Source organism: Rhizobium sp. BK212 (assembly GCF_014197475.1).
Classification (GTDB): Bacteria; Pseudomonadota; Alphaproteobacteria; order Rhizobiales; family Rhizobiaceae; genus Rhizobium; species Rhizobium anhuiense.
In genome coordinates this window covers 1-1,194 of record NZ_JACIFS010000027.1, presented here as the reverse complement: position 1 = coordinate 1,194, position 1,194 = coordinate 1, and the positions used below count along the sequence as shown (strand labels likewise).

Here is a 1,194-nt window from a genome sequence, read left to right as displayed (position 1 = left end):
ATGGATTTCGAAGCGTTTTTCAAAAACGAGCTGGACGGGCTTCATGCCGAGGGCCGTTACCGCGTTTTTGCCGATCTCGAACGTCACCGCGGCAACTTTCCGCGCGCGACGCGCCATACGGCCGATGGCGAGAAGGAAGTCACGGTCTGGTGCTCCAACGACTATCTCGGCATGGGCCAGAACCCGAAGGTGATCGAGGCGATGAAGAACGCCATCGACCACTGTGGCGCGGGTGCGGGAGGCACCCGGAATATTTCTGGCACCAACCACCATCACGTCATGCTCGAGCGTGAGCTTGCCGATCTGCACGGCAAGGAAGCGGCGCTGATCTTCACGTCGGGCTATGTGTCCAACTGGGCGGCGCTCGGCACGCTCGGTGCGAAGATCCCCGGCCTGATCATCTTCTCCGATGCGCTGAACCATGCCTCGATGATCGAGGGCATCCGCTACGCCAAATGCGACAAGGTGATCTGGAAGCACAATGACGTGGCCGATCTCGAAGCCAAGCTTGCGGCCGCCGATCCGAAGGCGCCGAAGCTGATCGCCTTCGAGAGCGTCTATTCGATGGACGGCGACATCGCCCCGATCAGGGAGATCTGCGACCTCGCCGACAAATATGGGGCGATGACCTATCTCGACGAAGTGCACGGCGTCGGCATGTACGGCCCGCGCGGCGGCGGCATTGCCGAGCGCGAAGGGCTGATGGACCGGCTGACCGTCATCGAGGGCACGCTCGGCAAGGCGTTCGGGGTGATGGGCGGTTATATCGCCGCGTCGACGGCCCTATGCGATTTCATCCGCTCGTTTGCCTCCGGCTTCATCTTCACCACGGCGCTGCCGCCGGCGCTCGCCGCCGGCGCCGTCGCCTCGATCCAGCATCTGAAGGTCAGCCAGTTCGAGCGCGCCCGCCATCAGGACCGGGTCCGCAAGCTGAGAGCGCTGCTCGACCAGCGCGGCATTCCGCATATGCCCAATCCGAGCCATATCGTGCCGGTGCTGGTCGGCGATGCGGCCAAGTGCAAGTGGATCTCCGATCTGCTGCTCGACAATTGCGGCGTCTACGTCCAGCCGATCAACTACCCCACGGTGCCGAAGAAGACCGAGCGGCTGCGCATCACGCCGACCCCGCTGCATTCCGATGCCGATATCGCCCATCTGGTCGAGGCGCTGCATTCGCTCTGGTCGCGCTGTGCA

The 1,194-nt window shown here is 63.4% G+C and carries 1 protein-coding gene; it reads left to right on the top strand.

Annotated elements, in window-relative coordinates; genetic code table 11:
* The coding region (hemA, locus tag FHT79_RS31905; protein ID WP_183904732.1) for a 5-aminolevulinate synthase at positions 1 to 1,194 on the top strand (1,194 nt) is incomplete at both ends.